This is a genomic window from Paenibacillus macquariensis (genome assembly GCF_900156375.1).
Taxonomy (GTDB): Bacteria; Bacillota; Bacilli; order Paenibacillales; family Paenibacillaceae; genus Paenibacillus_AQ; species Paenibacillus_AQ macquariensis.
In genome coordinates this window covers 21700-41711 of the sequence record NZ_FTNK01000001.1, presented here as the reverse complement: position 1 = coordinate 41711, position 20012 = coordinate 21700, and the positions used below count along the sequence as shown (strand labels likewise).

At 41.3% G+C, this 20012-nt stretch carries 16 protein-coding genes; 8 read left to right on the top strand and 8 right to left on the bottom strand.

The annotated features are described in order from the left end of the window. Nucleotides 1-120: 120 nt before the first annotated feature. The 7 genes from mtnB to BW961_RS00130 all read right to left on the bottom strand — a co-directional run bounded on the left by mtnB (nt 121) and on the right by BW961_RS00130 (nt 8015). On the bottom strand, nt 121-777 hold the full coding sequence (gene mtnB, locus BW961_RS00160) for a methylthioribulose 1-phosphate dehydratase (RefSeq protein WP_068590381.1): 657 nt from the start codon (nt 775-777) through the stop codon (nt 121-123). Continuing rightward, nucleotides 774-1457: a 2-hydroxy-3-keto-5-methylthiopentenyl-1-phosphate phosphatase gene (locus BW961_RS00155; RefSeq protein WP_068590383.1), complete on the bottom strand. Its 684-nt coding sequence runs from the start codon at nt 1455-1457 to the stop codon at nt 774-776. Before BW961_RS00155 ends, mtnB begins: the two co-directional genes overlap by 4 nt. Then, a complete protein-coding gene (locus BW961_RS00150) occupies nt 1457-2668 on the bottom strand; it encodes a 2,3-diketo-5-methylthiopentyl-1-phosphate enolase (RefSeq protein ID WP_068590385.1) in 1212 nt (403 codons plus the stop codon). The genes BW961_RS00155 and BW961_RS00150 overlap by 1 nt, the downstream gene beginning before the upstream one ends. Continuing rightward, nucleotides 2669-3535: a pyrroline-5-carboxylate reductase gene (gene proC / locus BW961_RS00145; RefSeq protein ID WP_068590387.1), complete on the bottom strand. Its 867-nt coding sequence runs from the start codon at nt 3533-3535 to the stop codon at nt 2669-2671. Nucleotides 3536-3558: 23 nt separating this feature from the next. After that, entirely contained in the window at nt 3559-4812 is a 1254-nt protein-coding gene (locus tag BW961_RS00140) for a glutamate-5-semialdehyde dehydrogenase (RefSeq protein WP_068590388.1), read from the bottom strand. 358 nt (nt 4813-5170) lie between these two features. Next, complete coding sequence (gene proB, locus BW961_RS00135) at nt 5171-6274, bottom strand: glutamate 5-kinase (protein WP_068590391.1); 1104 nt, start codon at nt 6272-6274, stop codon at nt 5171-5173. A gap of 529 nt (nt 6275-6803) precedes the next feature. Continuing rightward, the gene (locus BW961_RS00130) at nt 6804-8015 is read right to left on the bottom strand and encodes a pyridoxal phosphate-dependent aminotransferase (protein ID WP_068590394.1); all 1212 of its coding nucleotides are present in this window, start codon (nt 8013-8015) and stop codon (nt 6804-6806) included. 152 nt (nt 8016-8167) lie between these two features. Between BW961_RS00130 and BW961_RS00125 the strand changes: the two genes are divergently transcribed. Continuing rightward, a complete protein-coding gene (locus BW961_RS00125; protein ID WP_068590396.1) occupies nt 8168-8986 on the top strand; it encodes a carbon-nitrogen family hydrolase in 819 nt (272 codons plus the stop codon). 22 nt (nt 8987-9008) lie between these two features. On the opposite strand, the gene BW961_RS00120 is transcribed toward BW961_RS00125, so the two are convergent. Beyond that, nucleotides 9009-9920: a LysR family transcriptional regulator gene (locus tag BW961_RS00120; protein WP_068590399.1), complete on the bottom strand. Its 912-nt coding sequence runs from the start codon at nt 9918-9920 to the stop codon at nt 9009-9011. A gap of 245 nt (nt 9921-10165) precedes the next feature. Here BW961_RS00120 and leuC point away from each other — a divergent pair, with 245 nt between their 5' ends. The 7 genes from leuC to BW961_RS00085 all read left to right on the top strand — a co-directional run bounded on the left by leuC (nt 10166) and on the right by BW961_RS00085 (nt 19956). Beyond that, nucleotides 10166-11587 (top strand): 3-isopropylmalate dehydratase large subunit, encoded by a 1422-nt coding sequence (gene leuC, locus BW961_RS00115; RefSeq protein WP_068590401.1) that lies wholly within the window; start codon nt 10166-10168, stop codon nt 11585-11587. Nucleotides 11588-11614: 27 nt separating this feature from the next. Next, the gene (leuD, locus tag BW961_RS00110; RefSeq protein ID WP_068590403.1) at nt 11615-12217 is read left to right on the top strand and encodes a 3-isopropylmalate dehydratase small subunit; all 603 of its coding nucleotides are present in this window, start codon (nt 11615-11617) and stop codon (nt 12215-12217) included. Nucleotides 12218-12469: 252 nt separating this feature from the next. Continuing rightward, on the top strand, nt 12470-13969 hold the full coding sequence (locus tag BW961_RS00105; RefSeq protein ID WP_068590405.1) for an N-acetylmuramoyl-L-alanine amidase family protein: 1500 nt from the start codon (nt 12470-12472) through the stop codon (nt 13967-13969). Between the two features lie 29 nt (nt 13970-13998). Further along, the gene (locus BW961_RS00100) at nt 13999-14676 is read left to right on the top strand and encodes a GerMN domain-containing protein (RefSeq protein WP_068590407.1); all 678 of its coding nucleotides are present in this window, start codon (nt 13999-14001) and stop codon (nt 14674-14676) included. A gap of 252 nt (nt 14677-14928) precedes the next feature. Further along, the gene (locus tag BW961_RS00095) at nt 14929-16344 is read left to right on the top strand and encodes an N-acetylmuramoyl-L-alanine amidase family protein (RefSeq protein ID WP_068590606.1); all 1416 of its coding nucleotides are present in this window, start codon (nt 14929-14931) and stop codon (nt 16342-16344) included. A gap of 160 nt (nt 16345-16504) precedes the next feature. Further along, nucleotides 16505-17137, top strand: coding sequence for a GerMN domain-containing protein (locus tag BW961_RS00090; RefSeq protein WP_068590410.1), 633 nt, complete (start codon nt 16505-16507; stop codon nt 17135-17137). Between the two features lie 86 nt (nt 17138-17223). Then, nucleotides 17224-19956, top strand: coding sequence for an S-layer homology domain-containing protein (locus BW961_RS00085; protein ID WP_068590412.1), 2733 nt, complete (start codon nt 17224-17226; stop codon nt 19954-19956). Nucleotides 19957-20012 lie beyond the last annotated feature (56 nt).

Below are 20012 nucleotides of genomic sequence, written 5' to 3'. Positions count from 1 at the left end.
AAACAATCCCAATCCTAATTATAGGAATGGGATTGTTTTGATATCGGGTCATAAGAACAATGCATCTCTCTGGAGTGGTCTTACTACACCATTATTTCTCATGCACGTTCCTAACGATCACTATCTTTTAGGTACGTTATTAAGCAGTAAACCGCGATACAAATATTCAAAAATAAATTCAAATGCTTCTAAGTGTCTCTTAGCTTCAAAGGCATTCTTACCCCACGCACAGATACCATGATTCTGTAACAATATGCCAGGTACCGCAGGATTAAGCACCCCAGGAACTTCTGCTGCAATACTTGGAATGTGTGCATAATTAGGGATAACTGGAATGGAAATCTCAGCATTTTCTTCCCAGATGTTGAAAGCTTTAATCAGTTCAATACCCTGAGCTTTAACAACCCCGCTCTGACCAAGCCATTCGCTAATTAGGTTGTTATACACGGTATGTACGTGGAACACCGCACCGCATCCAGTCAATCGATAAATTTCACAATGGATCAATGTTTCTGCACTTGGCTTAAGTGTCGTGGCTTCACAAGCTTGACCGTTCTGATCCACGAATAAAAAATCTTGAGGCGTACTCACGGATTTATCTTTGCCGCTTGCAGTTACCGCAAAATGAAATTCATCCTCTTGAAATTCCCCAACACGAATCGATAGATTGCCGCTTGTTCCAGGGAACCAATTACGCTCTGCAAATAGGGTTTTTACTTGTCGTAGATCATCGAGCGCCTGTTGTTTTTCTTCTAAGGTGATATTTTCAAAGCTCATGATTTAAGCACTCCTTGTTCTTGTTTCAGTTGCATATCTTTTAAGATATCATGAAATGTCGCATAAGGTACATGGTCTACTCCAAGCTCTTCACATTTCGTAGTGAGGTGGGATCGGGAATAGACAAGATCAGCAATTTTGGCACCTTCGAAGTCTGTTAGGCTATCTCCAATAAGGATTCGGAAATAAGATTCCTCTGGAAACTTACGCATCACCGTTGTTTTGCACATGCCGCATCCACTCTCGCAAGGAGGAAGACATGGATTAGGCCAAGTAATTTCAATTTGTTCACCTGTAAAGTCAGCACCATTGCAATAAATATGGTCCGCAGGAATGCCGAATGGCGCAAGCATAGGATGGATGAAGAAATCCATACCACCACTAGTGACATTGAATTCAATATTCTCAGCTTCAAGATAGTGGAGGAAGTCTTGGAAACCTTCGCGTATCCCAGCGGTATTGAGTACAAAAGAAGTGAGTTCTTCCTTTTGGCCAGAAGGCATAAGTGCGAACATAGCGCCGACACCTACTTTTAGCGTTAACCGTTGTTTAATTGTATCTTCGACAATAGCTTCATAACCAGCAGGTTTGAATTGATTCATAATCGCAACAATATTATCTGTAATGGTGATAGTACCGTCGAAATCGCAAAAGATGACGGTTTTCTTAGGTGATGTCATTATTTTCCTCCCCAGATGTTTAATGCTGTTTGTAGTTCAGGAAATGAATGTGCATAGTCGGATAAAGGGATGTTGTGAGTAGCAGCATCAATGGCTTGTAAGAAAGCACGTCCGCCTGCAGCCGTACCCATTGGATGGCCATGAATACCTCCACCTGCATTGACTACGACATCCATTCCGAAATCTTGAAGTATGACCGGTACGAGTCCCGGATGAATCCCGGCAGAAGGGACAGGCATACTTGTCTTTATAGCTAAATCTGAGCTAATAAGTTCATCTCTAATCGCTAAATTCTCATCCCGCGGCATCGTGACAGATCCATAAGGAGAAGGGAAAAGTACCAGGTCCGCACCAGCTAGGCGCATCAACTGCCCAAGAAGTACAGACGCTGAAATGCCATAATGAGGTGAAGGGTACATTGCCCCAGCTAATGCAGGATGTGCTGCGATTGGAACGGTAATCTCCGGATCACTACTTAGCTCATGTAGGACATCATAGCCATAAGAAAGCACGTTGAATAGTAAGGCATTTGCGCCAGCTTCGATAGCTCTTAGCGCTTGTTGTTTCAGATTGGACGTGCGTCCAGTTAAGTTCGTAGCGTAAAGAAGTTTTTTACCTGTTTCTTTACTTGCTTCTTCCGCAGCTCTAGCACAGATCTCGACACGTTTCTCAATCGGTGTTAGTTCATTCTCGAACAAAATTTCATCATCTTTAATGAGATCTACCCCACCCAATGCTTGAAGGGTGAATTGCTCACGAAGTTCATCAAGATTAAGTCCGATGACAGATTTGAAGATACTCATGAGGAGTGGGCGATTGTATACATCAAGTTGTTGGCGGATGCCTTGAATTCCAAATTTAGGACCTGGAAAAGCGGACAAAAATGACTCTGAGAATCCAAGCTTGATTAGTTTGATTCGACCATCCATAGAGATTTTACCGAAAACAGTGACAAGAAGTGCTGGAATGTCACGGCTGAAATTCACATCAGGGTAGGCGATAGTGATGTCAGCATACCGATTAGCGTCCGATAAATCTTCATGTACATCGACATATAAGACTTGACCTAGATGTTTTTGCATGGCGGTACGTTTCGCTTGAGGTAATTCAGTCCAACTTCCTACCGTTAATCCAACAGCGATTGATTCTGCCTTTTTATGAAAATCCGCTTTCGGATCATGTAATCTATACGTAGCTGTGCAATAACTCATTTAAATTTCCTCCTCAAGAGCCGCGCCCATTTCACGTGATCGTTCACTGCAACGATTGACAGCAGCAATAACATCTTCGAAGAAGTTACCTTCGTCAAGCACGCTAATCGCGGCTTGGGTAGATCCGTTAGGAGAAGTGACTTTCGCTCTCAGAGCTCCAGGTGCTTCTCCCGTTTGTTGTACCATTCGAGCAGCACCAAGTACGGTCTGAACCGTCAATTCTGTACATTGTTCTGGAGTAAGACCACCACGAACGCCTGCAGCGATCATCGCTTCCATCATATAGTAGATATAAGCTGGGCCACTTCCCGAAATTCCAGTCAATAAGTCCATATTTTGCTCTTCAATAATTGTAATCGTACCAACAGCTTCAAATAGAGTCGTAACAATACGTTGTTGATCTTCAGTTACTTCAGTTGAGAACGAAATTCCAGTAGCGCCAAGACCAATTGAACTAGAAGTATTCGGCATCGTGCGAGCGATAGGTTGATTGCGACCTAAAAGGCGCTGCATGGTGTTGATCGACAGACCTGCGATAACAGATACAATCAACTGATCTTCTGTAAGTAGGGGGCCTAATTGTTGGAGAGCCGCAGCAGCATCTTTGGGCTTCATCGCTAGGACAATAACCGAAGAACTCTGCAGGATACCGACCTTAGCTGATTCGTCATTGCTGGTCCTAACTTGATATAACTTTTGCAATTCTTCAAGTCGGGTAGTATTACTACGATTAAGCATCATTATATTGGAAGGCAGAACAACGGATCTTGCTATAAGACCGCGTACGATCGCTTCTGCCATCGATCCTGCACCATGAAAAGTAATATTATTCTGAATTGCGTACTGTTGTTGACTCATTTGGCCCATGATTCAATCCTCCATGTCGGAAATTATCGACGAATTTGTCCGTTACCGTAGATTCTATATTTAGTAGAAGTAAGTGAAGGGAGTCCCATTGGGCCCCGAGCGTGCAACTTTTGAGTGCTAATTCCAATTTCTGCACCGAATCCGAATTCGAATCCGTCTGTGAAACGAGTAGAAGCATTATGATAAACAGCAGCAGCATCAACCTCTTGGATGAAGAATGCAGCCTGATCTTTGTCTTCCGTAATGATACATTCAGAGTGTTGCGTTCCATGTTGCGCAATATGATCAAGTGCTTCTTGCACATTGTTGACTATTTTAACATTCATGATGTAATCATTATATTCCGTCGAGTAGTCTTCGTCGGTAGCTAGGGTAGCCCAAGGGATGATTGGGAGCGTAGCCTCACATCCACGTATTTCTACATTGGATTCCTTGAATTGTTCTGCCAGAGATGCAAGATGGCGTGTAGCGAAATCGCTATGAACGATAAGGGTCTCCATCGAATTACAGACAGATGGACGTTGTACTTTAGCATTTAAGCTAATATTAGAGGCCATATCAGGATCAGCGGATGCATCTAAATACGTATGACATACACCAGCGCCGGTCTCGATGACAGGGACAGTAGCGTTCTCAACAACATTCTGGATGAGTGATCTGCCACCACGTGGAATCACAACGTCTAGTAATCCTTTAAGCTTCAACATTTCATCGACAGATGCGCGATTAGGATCTTCGATAATTTGTAGAGCATCGACTGGGATAGCTGATAGAGCAAGAGCACGATGCAACACTTCAATAATTTGACGGTTGGATGAGATAGCGGAAGATCCACCACGCAATACAACCGCATTACCCGTCTTAAGACAAAGACCAGCAGCATCGACAGTCACATTCGGACGAGCTTCATATATGATACCAATTACACCAAGTGGAACACGTACTTTATCGATTGTAAGACCATTTGGACGATCTAAAGCTTCTAGTACGTCACCAATAGGATCTGGAAGATCAATAATCTGTTCTAAACCTTCAGCCATAGCGTTAATGCGTTCCGGAGTTAATGCCAATCGGTCGAGTAGGGAAGGAGCTGTACCTTGCTGACGTCCACGTTCAAGATCTTCAAGATTTGCAGTTAAAATAATCTCTTGTTCCTGTCTGAGCGCCTGAGCCATCAGTTGCAACGCTTCATTCTTCTGTTGAGTATCCAAGCGATTCAGTACAGTAGCAGCAGCTTTCGCAAGCGTGGCCTTTTGTCTTACTTCACTTTGGTTCATAGGGATAACCTCCTGAAATTTTTTGAGCATATCATCGTCGAACTACTTCGAAAAAAATCACATCGGAAGCATGGTTTTAATTTTTTAGCGATACTTCCAGTTTTACTTCATGAAAGATCGCATCGTAAGCATAAGCTTAGTTTTATGAGGTTTACTTCAATGTTTTTTTCTCTATTAATACCCGCATTAAAGTGGATCTTGCCGCAATCTTGCGAAGGTGAAGGAATTGTTCTGAAGAAGCGTAGCGTTCGCCTTTGTCATAGGATTTCTACCGCGATAAGCGGCTTATAATCAAGAATCCAATGACAACAGCGATCGGAAGAACAATCCGTCACCGTAGCGGCTTTCGCCTAAGCCTCTACTTTAATGTAATCCACTCGTCACGATGAACAACCTCTAACCGATGAATACTATCAATCTTCTGATATACATCTGAACTGGACATGCCGCATACTTGGCGTAATTGTTCATCATCATAATTAATGACGCCGCGTCCGAGGACTACTGCATCCGTATTAAGTACTTCTACGACATCGCCTGCATGAAAATGACCTACTACGTGTTTGACACCTACGGGAAGCAGACTATGCCCACCATGGATTAAGGCTGTTTCCGCACCTGCATCTACAGTGATGGAGCCAAGTGGTGTCGACATGAAGCCAAGCCATTGCTTTTTCATAGATAGGGAAGAGAGTTTAGTATCGAAATAAGTTCCACGGCCTTGGCCGTCTACAGCGTTCTGAAGATCTCCATGAGCTGTAACCTGCCCGATGAAGACAGGGACACCGCCTCGGGTGGCTATCTTGGCAGCATCTATTTTGGAGCGCATGCCACCTGTACCGAGTGAGGAACCAGCACCACCAGCATTAGTATAAATTTCCTCCGTTATTTCAGTCACATGACTGTAGCGAACGGCATCTGGATACTTGCGTGGATCACCACTATAAAGACCGTCCATATCTGTGAGGATCAAGAGGTGACGTGCTTTCACTAAATTGGCGACAAGGGCAGATAATGTGTCATTATCACCGAATTTAAGCTCATCGACAGACACGGTATCATTTTCATTAACAATAGGGATGACACCTTGTTTCAACAATTCTTCAACGGTCATACCGGCATTATTCATCCGCTTGCGACTGCAGAAATCAGTCCGTGTGAGTAATAACTGAGCGGTAACAATGCCATGAGCGGCGAAGGCTTGCTGATAGGCTTGCATTAATAGTGCCTGACCAACGGCTGCTGCAGCTTGTTTCTCATGTAATAATCGAGGACGAGCGTCATAACCAATCTCACGAAATCCTGCTGCAACCGCACCTGATGTGACCAACAACACTTCGTGACCTGCCGCTTTTAAAGAAGCCATTTCTCTTGCGAAAAATATGATAGCCTCACGATTCAATGCTCCTTCGACAGAGGCAAGGGAGCTACTTCCGATTTTGACAACGATACGAGAAGACACAACAATCACTTCCTCATTAAAGATCAATTTTACAACAAAACAACAAAAAAACCTTCATCCTTGACGAGCAAAGGACGAAAGTTATAGCTTCCGCGGTACCACCTTTATTGATGAATAGATCATCCAACTTAATGACCTTGTAACAGAAGGTACTGTCCTGCATGATATTGCAGGCCGCTCAGGGGTAGGTTCGATAAGGATTCACGGTAAACTCTCTCAGCCAAGGAATTTACTCTCTATCAGCGTGCACAGCCTTAACTAATGGTCCCGTCAACACGTTTTCATATATAAGAGGATGTTCAAAAATTCATCTTTTGATCACGAAGTTTACCAAGAGGCTTATTCGACATCGAATATTGAATTCAGGCGGTCCTTCCGGTGCTCACGTAGGTACTGCCTACGCTCCGCTCCTCACTCCCTTGCTTCATCCAATATTCTCGGTGCTGAAAAGATGACTTTTTGTACTCACACTTTAAAAGATACGTTTATTTTCAAATAGGATACCATGGATAGGAACCCTTTGCAAAGATTATGAGAAGATGCCTAGTTTACCGATCCGTGCGACTGCTTCTTGTAGTCTAGCCTCGGAGCTAAGTAAGCCTATACGTACATAACCTTCTCCACAACTACCGAATCCTACACCTGGTGCGACAGCTACTTTAGCTTCTTTAAGTAGGAGATCTGAGAAAGAGACGGACGTATGCCCCTCAGGGACAGGTAACCAACTAAAGAATGAGCCACTCGGTCGATCGGTGTGCCAACCGATTTCATCTAATGCCGTGTGTAACGCATTCCGTCTAGATTCATATCGAGCCACTAACTCATGAACACAATCCTGAGATGAAGTGAGTGCGACGGCAGCAGCAGATTGGATACCCCCGAATAGACTGACATACATATGATCTTGAAGCGAATTAATGTGTGAGATCACTTCGGCATTACCAAGAGCAAATCCTACACGCCATCCAGCCATATTATACGTTTTGGAGAGGGTGTACATCTCGATTCCTATTTCTTTGGCACCAGGTGCTTGAAGGAAGCTGACAGGCTGCTTACCGTCGAATCCGATAGCGCCATAGGCGAAGTCACTGGCTACAATAATTTCGTTCTTTGCAGCGAATTCTACGGTTTCTTCATAGAAAGAAAGAGGAGCCGTTGCAGATGTTGGGTTGTTAGGATAATTCAGGAACATGAGCTTTGCACGAGCTTTATCTTCATCACTAATCTGATTGTAATCAGGTAAGAATTTATTCTCTTTGAGAAGAGGCATGAAGGACATTTCAGCACGTGCCAGCGCTACACCCGACCAATAATCTGGATATCCTGGGTCTGGTACAAGGCAGAGATCTCCTGGATTAAGAACGACTTGAGGTAACTCTACAAGCCCTGTTTTGCCCCCGAATAGAATAGCGACTTCTGTCTCAGGATCAAGAACAACACCGTAATCTTCGAGATATCGTGTAGCAATGGCTTCTTTTAGAAAAGAATAGCCCGTAAAAGGAGGGTACTTATGATAAAGCGGGTTAGCCGCCGCACTTTGTAACTCTTTCACGATATGTTCTGGTGTTGGTGTATCGGGATTACCTTGTCCTAGATTAATGACATCATGGCCTTCGGCAATCTCACGATTGACTTTCTGAACTAGATTAGCAAAAAACTGGCTAGGTAGTCCCTTAATAACATCGGCCGGTTCGATCTGAAAGGCTGAGACGTTATTCTGGTTGTTTGGGTGACTGGTCATCCTTAATCACACTACTCTCTTAAAAATATAGTAAATTTAATTTATCATCATTTAACCGGGCTGTATAGATTGAATTAACATAAGGAATTGTTGCATGGGAATGGTTCAACAAGATAAGATGATGTATATCAATTGGAATAGAGGCGAGGATCATGACAAATCTAACAAACAAAGACCAATTACGTATAGCATTGATTCAAACACCTATTCAATTAGGGGACCCAGAAGCGAATGTGTTGCATATCCGCTCTTTAATGGAGAAAGCCGTGGGACAGACACCCAAACCTGATCTTCTTATGTTGCCTGAAATGTGGAATACAGGGTATGCATTGGAACAAATTCAAGAAATAGCGGATGATCGCGGTGAGCATAGCAAGGAATGGCTAAGTTCTTTTGCCAAAAAAAATGATGTCTTCATTATAGGCGGTTCGATTGCTGAAGCGAATGGCGATCAGATTACGAATTCGATGTATGTGTTCGACCGACAAGGGGAAGAAATTGCTAAATATTCGAAAATTCACTTGTTCTGCTTAATGAATGAAGAGAAATATTTAGTTCCAGGCCAAGAACTAGTCACTTTTCCCGTGAATAATGATTTTAAAGCTGGGGTATCTATTTGTTATGATATTCGTTTTCCAGAAATGGCACGTAGTCTAGCACTAAATGGGGCCAAGGTACTGTTTGTTCCAGCTGAATGGCCGCATCCCCGCTTGCATCATTGGCGTACACTGCTTATGGCACGTGCCATTGAGAATCAGATGTATGTTGTTGCTTGTAACACAGTTGGGGATAACGGTGAAGCTTCATTCTTCGGTCATTCCATGATTATTGATCCATGGGGCGAGATTGTTGCTGAAGGTGGAGAAGGTGAAGAAATCGTGACTGCTGAACTCTCGTTGTCACTTGTAGACGAAGTGAGAAGCCGGATTCCTATTTTCCAAGACCGCCGACCTGAACTTTATAATAAGTAAGTAGTAAGCGCTCCTATCTAGATTATATCCCTGCCATCGATTTCTTGAATGTCTCGATAAAAGCTTCAGCTGCCTTAGAGAGATAACGTCCTTTACGATATGCAACAACAAGCGTACGGTAAGGAACAGGATCAGCTAATGGTAAGTACACAGGAACGAACTCAGATCTAGGAGCTCGAGCAATATACCTTGGGACGAATGTCACACCCATACCAGCGGCAACAAGAGATTGGATCGTCTCCATATTGCTACTTTCGAATACGACTTGAGGTTCAAATCCAGCTTGTTGGCAGAGCTCAATGGTCATTTTACGAAATCCTTGACCTCTCTTTAGCACGATAAAAGGTTCGTCTTTTAACTCTTCTAATTTAACCGCTACAGGTCTTTTACTTGCCATTGCTCTCTTAGCTAATGGGTGATTTGGAGGGACGGCAAGATCAATTAATTCTTTCCCGATGATCTCATAGGCAAGAGAAGGCTCCACAAGTGGAAGAGAGAGTAGACTTAAATCTGTTTTTCCAAGCGCAGTCAGCTTCTCCAGATTCATAGAGGAATCTTCTACGAGAGAGATCTCTATATCTGGAAAAGTTAGCTTGAAGGTTGGAAGTACATAAGGAAGCAAATGAGAACCGGTAATAGGCATACTTCCCACGACAACTTTTCCTCCGCGAAGTTGTGATATGTCGGACATTTCTTGTCGCAACAATTCTACGGCATCTATGATTTTCTGTGCTTGTTCCATGAATGCAGCACCTGCATGTGTGAGTTCAACACTGCTCGTATTTCTTTGAAAAAGAAGTACGCCAATTTCTTTCTCAAGCTTGGATAACTGCTGGCTGAGAGAAGGTTGAGCAATGTGTAACTTCTCTGCAGCTCTTGAGAAATTACGTTCAGCAGCGATTTGTAACGCATATTGTAATTGTCTTAGTTCCATTAAATAATCATCCTTTAAAGTTAGTAGGGACAAATTGTTATCGTTTCTTACAATGTGAATATATTGGATCTATTGTACCCGTTTCTCCTATATTATTCTAACATCTTATAGTTGAAACCTATAGCATTTATAGATATTATATCTTGGAACAATGAAGAGATCGATGTTATCATAGCTTTATTCAAGAAATGCCGTTCAATTAGGGTGTTTCTTCCAAAGTTCGAATTTAAGATGGGGTGAATATGATGAGTAAAAAGACAATGTTCGAGAAAATTTGGGAAAATCACGTCATTCATCAGGAAGAGGGCAAGCCGAGTATTCTTTATATCGATTTGCACCTTGTTCATGAAGTGACATCTCCGCAAGCATTTGAAGGTCTTCGTCTAAGTGGACGTCAAGTACGACGTCCTGAGTTGACATTTGCAACGATGGATCATAATGTACCAACGAAAGATCGTTTTAACATTAAAGATCCTATCTCCAAGCAACAAATCGATACGCTGTCACAGAACTGTCGTGATTTCGGCGTAACATTATATGATCTTGATTCTATCGATCAAGGGGTAGTTCACGTTATGGGTCCTGAACTTGGACTTACGCATCCTGGTAAAACAATCGTGTGTGGCGATAGCCATACTTCTACTCACGGCGCTTTCGGGGCTTTGGCCTTCGGAATTGGTACAAGTGAAGTAGAACACGTTCTTGCAACGCAATGTTTGCAACAATCCAAAGCGAAGACGATGGAAATCCGTTTTTTAGGTAACCGTAAAGCAGGCGTTACTGCAAAAGATATGATTCTAGGTGTTATCGCTAAGTATGGTACAGATTTCGCTACTGGATATGTTATTGAATACACGGGTGAATCCATCAAGTCGTTGACGATGGAAGAACGTATGACGGTCTGCAACATGTCTATTGAAGGTGGCGCTAGAGCAGGTTTGATCGCTCCAGATGAGACGACATTTGAATATCTACGTGGACGTCAACATGTACCTCAAGATGCAGCTTACGATAAAGCTGTTGAAGGCTGGAAGCTATTGCTTACAGACGAAGGTGCTGCATTTGACCTCATATTGGAATTCGATGTGGATTCATTGATTCCACAGGTGACCTGGGGAACAAGTCCTGGGATGGGAACAGATATTACGTCTAAAGTTCCTGTACCTGCGGAGTTGCCAACAGAAAATGAACGTAAAGCTGCTGAGAAAGCGCTAGAATATATGGGTCTTACACCGGGTACACCAATCACTGAAATTGAGATTGATTATGTGTTTATCGGTTCTTGTACGAATGGTCGAATTGAAGATTTGCGTGCAGCTTCGCAAGTAGCGAAAGGGCACAAAGTATCAGATAAGGTTACAGCTATCGTTGTACCGGGATCTGGTCGTGTGAAAATTCAAGCCGAAGAAGAAGGATTAGACAAAATTTTCACAGAAGCGGGATTTGAATGGCGTGATGCAGGATGTAGTATGTGTCTTGCGATGAATCCGGATGTTCTTGAACCAGGACAACGTTGTGCTTCTACTTCGAACCGTAACTTCGAAGGACGTCAAGGACGTGGAGGACGTACGCACCTAGTATCTCCTGCTATGGCTGCTGCTGCTGCAATCAAAGGTCGTTTCGTGGACGTGCGCGACTGGAACTTCAAGACTGAAGCGGTTAACTAAAGAAATCGAAAGAGAGGAGATAATCAAATGGAAGCATTCACTAAATTAACTGGGATTGTAGGCCCAGTAGATCGCGTTAACGTTGATACAGACGCTATCATTCCTAAACAATTTTTGAAAAGAATCGAACGTACGGGGTTTGGTCAATTCTTATTCTATGAATGGCGTTTTGATCAAGAAGGAAAAGACATTGATAGTTTTGAGTTGAATAAACCTCGTTATAACGGTGCATCCGTACTCGTATCGAGAGCGAACTTTGGGTGTGGATCATCACGTGAGCATGCGCCATGGGCGATTTTAGACTATGGATTCAAATGTGTCATTGCACCTTCTTTTGCAGATATTTTCTACAATAACTGTTTCAAGAATAGTATCTTGCCTATTAAGTTGTCCGAAGAGCAAGTGGAAGATTTATTCCAACGTACAGCTGCACATGATGGTTATCAATTGCATGTTGATCTAGAGAACCAGACGCTAACGGATGAGTATGGTCTACACATTGATTTCAACATTGACGAGCATCGTCGCCAGTTCCTTCTACAAGGTCTAGATGATATTGGTCTTACACTACAACATGAAGCGGACATTACGACTTATGAGCAAAAGCGTGCTAGTCTTGCTCTTGTCTAGGAAGTAGATAAGTAGTTTACAATTAGTAATTTACTAAGCCTTCATTCCCCTCATGGGAATGGAGGCTTTTTTTACTCATGTGATGACAACAAACGACTGCGGTGCAGGAAATACCACAAAATTAGTATATTCCTCAAAATATATTGTAGTTTGAGCAGGAATCGCCTACCTAAAGGTAGAATAATGTTATTAATGAGAAAATTGGGTTGAAGAGATGGTTTTTTCGAGAAATAATTACAACTGGGGTGAATAATGAAGAAATTTAGTCTTTTATTACTTTTATGTGCGTTCTTTCTTATCGTGTTTCCGAGCGAAGGGAGTGCTGCTGCGGTTCAGTCAAAGATCATTCTTGATGGTAAGGAAATAGGTATGCCTTCTGGTGTCCAGGTTCAGGTCATAAATGAGAACGTTATGATCCCCATTCGTGTCGTTGTTGAGAATCTCAAGTTCAAGGTCGATTGGAATCAGAAGACACAAGGTGTCATGATCCAACAGGATACAAAGATTATAACGCTAACGGTCAATCAACAATCAGCGACGGTTGATGGTAACCAAGTCGTATTGAATACTGCCCCGCAAGTTAAGAACGAGACGGTGTTAGTTCCAATTCGGTTCGTGAGTGAACAAATGGGACTTTTGGTTAGCTGGGATAACGTAGATAAGACAGTTTATTTAACGAGTGGTAACAAAGAGTCAATAAATAATGGACAAGCAGGCGTTGATACAGGAGAAGTAACACCAACCCCTAATGTTCCTACACCACCTCCTACATCAGTTCCAGGTATAGATGGAAGTGGTCAGACGACAAATCCATTGAATCGTCTCAATGGACTCAGTTTTGTTAATAACCAGCTACTTGTAACTTTAGATGGTGCAATAACACCGGAGATTTCACGATTAACAAATCCTGATCGGATTGTCATTGATTTACCGAATACGAATTTCGCTGATTCTTTTGGAACCATACATCCTTTGGATAGTGGATTGAAAGGGAAATTGGATCTCAGTGGGTATCCGAATGTGTCGGAAGTGAGATATTCGTTGTTTACTCGTGATCCATACAAAGTTCGTGTTGTCATTGCTCTGAATGCTGCTAATGCATATCAGCTAAGTCAAGATTCGGATTCTAAGATGCTAATTATCGATTTGAATGCTTCTGAAGATAGTAATACTATTCCGCCACTTGTTCCAGTTCCAGTCGTCCCTTCTGGTCATAAGATTGTTGTTATTGATCCTGGCCATGGCGGATCAGATCCAGGGGCATTAAGTATCAGTAAAAAACATGAGAAGGATTTTACTTTAGCGGTTTCTTTGAAAGTTCAATCCCTTCTACTTAAGGAATCCAATATAGATGTTGTAATGACTCGTGATAGTGATACATACCCTACTTTATCTGAACGTGCTCAGTTGGCTAATCGATTGTATGCGGATGTGTTTGTATCTATTCACGGTAACAGTAATCCTTCATCTAAGCCAAGTGGAACAGAAACTTATTATTACCAAAGGAGTAGTAGTAAAGATCTAGCAAACGTCATCCATAAGTATTTAATTAAAGCAACGGGTTTAAGTGACCGTGGAGTTAAAAGTAATAGTCTCCATGTAATTAGAGAGACAAAAATGCCCGCTGTACTTTTGGAAATTGGATTCCTAAGTAATAGCTCGGATGAGTTAATGATGTACTCAGACGACTATCAGAATAAAGTGGCACAAGCAATTGTAAATGGAATTAAAGAATATTTGGGTGTTAAATAAAGAGAATTCCTTGAAGAGGATGTGATGTCGTGAATAAAAAACTAGGCTGTTCAATAGTATTATCTCTACTAATGCTTATTGCCATGGGGTGTGGGCAGAAACCTCTCAGTGATGCAGGTAGTACCCAAGTCGTGGGGAATACGGCGAGTACTACGAATGCGAATGTTCCTGAAACCCCAGCGAAGGATAATAGTACATCCACAGAAAAAGATACTCCAGTAAAGAAACTTACAACCGACACCAAAGAGGTAGCTACATCTGGAGTAGTGGAGGACGCACCCAAAGAGGATGCTACTACTAATCAGGACAAGAAGAATACGCAAAGTGAAAAGATTCTGGTGTATTATACGGATACAGATGCCACGGTGCTTAAGAAATCGGAGCAAGAGATTCATTTCGTGAATGCCACCGATAAGTATCAATCTGCCTTTAAAGCATTGCAAGTTGATGGTAATCCTGAACTTATCTCCTTATGGAGTAAGATTACGCTTAAGACCGTATCATTTAATAGTGGAAAAGTAACTATGGATATTCATATGCCTGACGAAGCAAGATTAGGAGCTGGCGGCGAGCAGTTCGCGTTAGATGCTTTAAAGAACACGTTATTTCAATTTGAAGAAGTGAAAAGTATTGAACTGCTTGTGGATGGTGCAGCTGTTGAGAGTTTAATGGGACATGCTGATTTAGAGCATCCGATGGTACGATAAGTTTTAAAATTTCTAAATGTAAATATGATATTTGGTACAAAACCTTCATTTCCGATAATTGGGAGTGAAGGTTTTTTTCGTAAATACGCATGTTCTACATAGTTATAAAGTAGGGGGCTTTTTTTCATTAAAAGGAATATTTTCGCAACCTTTAGCGAAAAGGTGCGTCTAATAGTTGTCCATCGAAAGGAAGTGAAACTAGGACTAACTCAATTACAAATAACAAAATTAATAAGGATGGTAGGGTGAATGATGAAGAAATTTAGCTTCTTGGTGATGATTATCATCTTCGTTATGGTGTTTCCAGGTAAAGGACAAGCTGCCTCAGGGCATTCAAATATATATTTGGACGGTACGGAACTTGTCTTAGCAACGAATGCCAAAATTGAAACGATTCAGAATAATGTTATGATTCCCGTTCGTGTGGTCGTGGAAAATCTAGGATTCAAAGTTGCATGGGATAAAAGCAAGCAGTCGGTCACGATCAATAATGATTCGACAGTCATTCATCTTGTTGTTAACAACAAGAGTGGATATGTGAATGGAAATGAAGTTACACTTCCAATCGGACCGGCTTTAAAGACAGACACCGTATTGGTGCCGATTCGATTCGTTAGTGAGCAACTAGGGCTTCAGGTCAACTGGGATAATGTAACCAAGAGAGTATATTTGATCTCCTCGAATACGGGGAATGGAAAACCAGATCCTAACCCTGATAAAGAGCCAGGTACTGAACCAACAACACCTGCTGAATTAGCACTAATTAATAGCTTAAGCTACAGCGATAATCGTCTCATGATTTCCACAACAGGTAGTATAGAGCCTAAGGTGTCAGTAATGACCTCGCCTAATCGTATAGTAATTGATATACCCTACGCGAAGTTCTCTGAATCATTTGGGACGAGCCAACAACTAGATAGCTATTTACAAGGAAGCTTTCATGTCGTTGGTTACCCAGATATAGAACAAGTACGGTACTCGTTATATAACAATTCGCCATCGACCGTGAGAATTGTGATGGATTTGAACTACGCTAAGGATTATACGATTTATGCTGAAGGTAGCTTACTTATTGTAGCATTAAAGACATCCGATTCTCCAAATCCAGGAACTCCTGTGGGAGGGAATGGCAAAAAAATTGCTGTGATTGATGCTGGTCATGGGAATCAAGATCCTGGAGCTATTGGTATCACGGGTAAAAAGGAAAAGAATTTCAATTTGGCAGTTGCTCTTAAAGTGGACAAATTGTTAAAAAATGAACCTAAAATAGACGGCGTTTTGACACGTAGTAATGATATTTTCCTAGAACTTAAAGAACGCGTTAAAATAGCTAATGATTTAAAAGCGGATGTGTTTATTTCTATCCATGCTAACAGCTCGGGCTCATCAGCAGCATCAGGGACTGAAACGTATTATAAGAATGATCGTAGTAAAGCATTAGCAAATGTGATGCATAAATATTTAGTGAGAGCTACAGGGTTTAAGGATCGCGGAGTTCGTTACGGAAACTTCCATGTTATTCGCGAGACTAATATGGCTGCTGTCCTACTCGAATCTGGTTACCTAAGTAATAAGCAAGATGAAGCCGGCCTATTCACAGAAAGCTTGCAAAATCGTGTTGCTCAAGGTATTGTGGACGGAATTAAGGAATATCTTGGCGTGAAATAACAAGAAGTAATGCTACAAAACTTTTGTTTATGCGTTCGAAGTAAGTTTAACGGGGGATATACTAGAGTAACGCTTCAAAACTTTTAGAGTATGCTTTCGAAGTAAGTTTTGACGAAGTATATAATAATAGTAACGCTACAAAACTTTTAGGAGGAACAATATGAATAAAAAATGGTGGTGTACTGGGCTAATTGCGTTAGTTGTAGTTATTGGAACTGGTTGTGGGGATAAACCCCAGGCAGGACCTAGCAACAGCACAAACGAAGGCCAAAAAGAGGTCGTTACTGTACCTGAAAAGGAAGTTCCTGCTACAAATGCTTCAGGCGATAAAGGTATCGAAAGTACTGAAGACGTTGATAAAGACAAAGGTAAAGATAAGGCTAAAGAGGAACAAGTATCATCCAAGAAAGAAACAATCTCTGTCTATTATACGGATCCACAAGAGATGGAATTGAAACAATCTAAATTAGAAATTACATTTGAAGATGATTTACAAAAGTATAAGGCAGCCTTCAAAGCTCTTCAAAGTAGCAACAATGATGAACTCATTCCTTTATGGGGAAAAGTAGAGTTGAAATCACTTGATATGAAGAATGGTGCCATTACGATGGATATTCACCTTCCAGACGAAGCTCGTCTTGGTTCAGGTGGGGAAATGTTCGCACTTGAATCTCTTCAAAAGACGTTGTTTCAATTCGATGAAGTAAAGTCTATTGAACTTCTGGTAGATGGCCAACAAGTTGAAAGTCTCATGGGACATGCTGATTTAGAGCACCCGATGACGAAGAATTAAGAAAAGCAGGAAATAGCGCTTTTATGTCGAATAAACTGTTTATATCAAGGATTTATGATTTGTGCTAAGTAGAGAGGGGTAACCATATGCATTCCAAACGTAGTCATCATTCTATTAATTCCAAAAAAGTAGTATCAGCCCTACTTGTAAGTATGGTGGCCTTAAGCTCAGGTACCGCAGCATTTGCTGCAGAGACGACGTCTCCTGTCACTAACCAAGTGGTGACGACAAGTAGTAGCGTATTCAGTGATGTGAAGAGTGGATTCTTTGCAGAAAAACACATTTATAAATTAGCTGCTCAAGGCATTCTCTTGGGAGATAAAGGTTTGTTTAGACCTAATGATGGTGTAACACAACAGGAAGCAATCACAATGGCCATTCGGTTTATGAATATTCAGGACCAAATGAACTCAGGTCCCGTGATAACCTGGCCAACTAATTTTACGGTGGGGAATTATTTCAAACCCTATGTGACTTTAGCATTCCAGAAGAAATTGTTGGATACAAAACTCGTTACAGATGATGCTAAATCGAAAACAGCTTGGGGCGAGAAGAAAGCCAACCGGGAATGGATTGCTGAATTGTTAGTGCGTGCGATTGGCAAGGAAGCAGATGCCGCCTCTTCTGCGAATAAGGCTACAACATTCGCGGATAACAGTAAAATTTCTGCTTCTAAGCTCGGATTTGTAAATGCTGCGATCGAGATGGGATTAACAAAAGGTGTAGAAGGTAACCGATTCGATCCACTGGGATCTGTGACACGTGGACAACTAGCGACTTTCTTTAGTCGTGGTGAAGCATTAATGGATACGAAGTATGCAAATGCTAATGAAGGTATTGTTACAGCAGTAAGTGACAAATCTATTAGTTTATTTGTTAACGGTAGTGTGCATAGTTATTCACTAAATAATACAACTTCTTATTATACTAGTGATTCCGAGACGAAGATTCCTTTAACCGATGTGAAATTATACTCTAAGGTTATGGTTATTGAGAATAGTGGTAAGGCCGTTTACGTAGAGGTAACAGATCCCAAAGAACAACTAGAGAATATTGAGACAACCTTTGAGCGTTTGTTCCCAGGGAATTCAATAGGGGTTTCTAATAATACAGCATTTGCTTCATACACTTATGATAACAACACGCTTTTCCAAGATGTAAATGGCAATAAGATTGAACCAAAAGATTTAACTGCTGGTAGCCAAATTGTTATTAAACGTGAGAATTTTACTGCCAATAAGAGTCTAGTGATGGTTCAAGTGAAGACGGGTGTCGTGAATAAGAGTGGTACGGGAACATTAGAAACCGTAGAGTCGAATACGAAGACGGTTACTATTAAAAATGCACTGGGTACGACGGAAAGCTACAAATGGGATGACCGTTTAATCGTTAGTTATCAGAAAGAAATTCTGAGTCCTGCAGAATTGAAAAATGGCTCTGCCATTAAATATACGATTCAGAACAATATCATTCAGTCTATTGAAGTAACTCAGGCTGTTGAACGGACACTTCGTGGTTCGATTTATGAAGTCGGAACAAATGGTACCACTCTTACCTATAAGAGAGATGGCGGGGCATTGGAAGTGAAACTACTATCTGATAAGCCTGAAATTGTCATCCAAGGTATCGATAAACCACTATTATCTGACCTTATTGGGGATAAAACGGCTGGTGATCAAGTAGAGTTGACATTAGATGCGAAAGAATTGGTAACTAAGATTGTAGTACTAAATAGACAAATGGAACAAAAACCATCTTCAACGGTTGTATCGTATGATGCAAAGTCAAAACTATTGACTGTTCTTGATGCTAATAAGAAGCCGTTTGTATTTACTTTAGATGACAAGACGAAGTTAATCTATAATTCGAGTACACCTACATTAACGGGTATGGAATCACTATTAACAAGTAACCGTAGAATTAATGTTAGTTATATCGGAAATCGAGCTTTATCTTTAGAAGTTGTTTATAAATATGATGGAACGATCACTGCAATAGATACCGCTTCTCGTAAGATAACGCTTCAAGGATCTGGAGATCAAAGTATTACCGTGCCTTATTCGAATCCTACGATTGAAATGTATGGTAAAAGTAATGTAAGTATGTCAGATGTGAAGATTGGAAGTTCCGTATCACTTGTATTGTCGAATAATCAAGATACTGTACAAAGTATTCTAATGAAATCGGTTATCCAATTTGAGCTTGTATCTGTTGACACAGCAGCTAATCGGATTATTGTGAAGTCGGATGGAAGCACGAATCAACTTTATTTAGACAAAGCAGTCATTATTGGTGATAGCGGACAGTCTTTGAAAATTTCTGATCTGCAGGCGGGTCAGATTTTGAATATTACGCTAAGTGGTAACACAGCAGCAAATGTCCAAAACATCAAATTACTGATAGGTCAAGTACTCACTGCAGATACGGCAACTTCGAGTGTCACCGTTAAAGATTATAATGGTAGCACTGAAGTCTTTAAAATTAATGGTGCTCTTAAAATTCTACGTGCGGGAAGCATCAACACTAATTTAAGTAGCCTAGTCGCTACTGATCGTGTTGAAATTCGTAAAGATGTGGATGGAACTACGATCATTAAAGTTCTAAATTTAGTTACCCGTGATTTCTGGAAGTATGATAGTTCTACAAGAGAATTTTTTGTGAAACGACAATATACAACAGAGAATAATCGGTATGTATTGGCACCAAATGCATATATTCACCAAGGTGACACGACATTACTCGTGCAATCTCTTAAAGAAAATGATAATATTGTACTGTATTTAAACAATGATGTGATTGTGGAAGTACGCAAACCGTAATCTGCTTTGGGAATGGTCATGAAATACACCGTCTTGATACGGGAGGTAGTTCCTGT

Coding starts and splice junctions, on each gene's coding strand:
- mtnB (WP_068590381.1), bottom strand. CDS start 777: ATGAGCTTTGAAAATATCACCTTAGAAGAAAAACAACAGGCGCTCGAT.
- BW961_RS00085 (WP_068590412.1), top strand. CDS start 17,224: ATGCATTCCAAACGTAGTCATCATTCTATTAATTCCAAAAAAGTAGTA.
- BW961_RS00125 (WP_068590396.1), top strand. CDS start 8,168: ATGACAAATCTAACAAACAAAGACCAATTACGTATAGCATTGATTCAA.
- leuD (WP_068590403.1), top strand. CDS start 11,615: ATGGAAGCATTCACTAAATTAACTGGGATTGTAGGCCCAGTAGATCGC.
- BW961_RS00140 (WP_068590388.1), bottom strand. CDS start 4,812: ATGAACCAAAGTGAAGTAAGACAAAAGGCCACGCTTGCGAAAGCTGCT.
- BW961_RS00120 (WP_068590399.1), bottom strand. CDS start 9,920: ATGGAACTAAGACAATTACAATATGCGTTACAAATCGCTGCTGAACGT.
- BW961_RS00090 (WP_068590410.1), top strand. CDS start 16,505: ATGAATAAAAAATGGTGGTGTACTGGGCTAATTGCGTTAGTTGTAGTT.
- BW961_RS00095 (WP_068590606.1), top strand. CDS start 14,929: ATGAAGAAATTTAGCTTCTTGGTGATGATTATCATCTTCGTTATGGTG.
- BW961_RS00105 (WP_068590405.1), top strand. CDS start 12,470: ATGAAGAAATTTAGTCTTTTATTACTTTTATGTGCGTTCTTTCTTATC.
- proC (WP_068590387.1), bottom strand. CDS start 3,535: ATGGGCCAAATGAGTCAACAACAGTACGCAATTCAGAATAATATTACT.
- BW961_RS00155 (WP_068590383.1), bottom strand. CDS start 1,457: ATGACATCACCTAAGAAAACCGTCATCTTTTGCGATTTCGACGGTACT.
- BW961_RS00130 (WP_068590394.1), bottom strand. CDS start 8,015: ATGACCAGTCACCCAAACAACCAGAATAACGTCTCAGCCTTTCAGATC.
- leuC (WP_068590401.1), top strand. CDS start 10,166: ATGAGTAAAAAGACAATGTTCGAGAAAATTTGGGAAAATCACGTCATT.
- BW961_RS00150 (WP_068590385.1), bottom strand. CDS start 2,668: ATGAGTTATTGCACAGCTACGTATAGATTACATGATCCGAAAGCGGAT.